Source organism: Streptomyces sp. NPDC005195, assembly GCF_040608315.1.
Lineage (GTDB): Bacteria > Actinomycetota > Actinomycetes > Streptomycetales > Streptomycetaceae > Streptomyces > Streptomyces kaempferi.
In genome coordinates this window covers 1-1,376 of the sequence record NZ_JBEXHZ010000341.1, presented here as the reverse complement: position 1 = coordinate 1,376, position 1,376 = coordinate 1, and the positions used below count along the sequence as shown (strand labels likewise).

The window sequence follows — 1,376 nt, the reverse complement described above, 5'->3', positions numbered from 1 at the left end:
CCTGCCTTCGCCCGGTCGAGCATCTCGGCACCTCCGCCAGGCTCGCCGGACTCGACCCGGCCGAACGCCGCACCGCGCTGCTCACGCTGGTCCGCGAACTGGCCGCGGCGGTCCTCGGACACGCGTCCGCCGACGCGGTGGAGGCCGACCAGCTCTTCACGGAACAGGGCTTCGACTCCCTGACAGCGGTCGAACTGCGCAACCACCTCGCCACCGCGACCGCCCTGACCCTGCCGCCGACCCTGCTCTTCGACCACGCCACCCCCGACCTGCTCGCCGCCCACCTGGACGAACGGCTGCGCGACACCCCGGCCGCCCCCGCACCGGCGTCCGCCCCCGCCCACGGGCCCGCCCCGCGGTCCGGCGACACCCTCGCCGGACTGTTCCGGCGGGCCTGCGAGAGCGGCCGCGTCGACGAGGGGTTCGCGCTGCTGCAAGCCGCCGCGGACCTCAGGCCGACCTTCACCGCACCGGGGGAACTGACCGCCGGACCCGAGCCGATCCGGCTCTCCAAGGGCGAGAACGACGTACCGCTGGTCTGCTTCAGCTCCTACGTGGCCCTGGCCGGCGTCCACCAGTACGCACGGTTCGCCTCCGCCTTCCGCGGCGAACGCGACGTCTGGGCCCTGCCCACCCAGGGCTTCGGCACCGGTGAGGCGCTGCCCGCCACCTTCGCCGCCGCGGCGGCGCTGCACGCCGACGCGGTCACCCGCACGGTCGGCGACGGCCCCGTCGTCCTCCTCGGCTCCTCCTCAGGAGGCGTCCTGGCCCTGGCCGCCGCCCGGCACCTCCAGGAACAGGGCAGGCCCCCGGCCGCGGTGGTGCTCCTCGACACCTACATGCCCCGCCCCGACTCGCCGTTCCTGCGCTTCTCCCAGCAGATGCTGGGCGGCATGTTCGACCGCGAGTCGATGTTCGCCCACATGGACACCGACCGGCTGACCGCCATGAGCTGGTACGTCAGCCTCATCGGCGAGTGGGAACCCGGCCCCCTGGACACCCCCGTCCTGCTGGTGCGCTCCAGCGAACCCCCGGTCCCGGCCGAGACGACCGGCCCCATGGAACTCCACGAGTGGCAGGCGTCGTGGGAGCGGGCGCACACCGTGACCGACGTACCCGGCAACCACTTCACGATGATGGAGGCCCACGCCCGCAGCACCGCCACGGCCACCGCGGACTGGCTCAAGCACCTGGACTGAGCGCCTTCGCCGCGCTCCCGTGGCCCGCCCCTCCTGCCCCGCCCACCCCGCACCGGCGAAACACCGGCGCGGGGTGAGCGCGATGCCGGGCCGCCCGTCCCCGGCCCCGCCGGGTCCGACGAAGCAGGCACACTCCCGGCGGCGGGAGCCCTGCCCAGCCGCACACGTACCGCCCGC

1 protein-coding gene is annotated in these 1,376 nt (G+C 74.9%); it reads left to right on the top strand.

Annotated features, from left to right (window positions below; translation table 11 throughout):
* Positions 1 to 1,199 (top strand): alpha/beta fold hydrolase (locus ABZV34_RS39515; protein ID WP_356288147.1); only part of this gene is annotated, 1,199 nt, incomplete at its 5' end.
* Positions 1,200 to 1,376 lie beyond the last annotated feature (177 nt).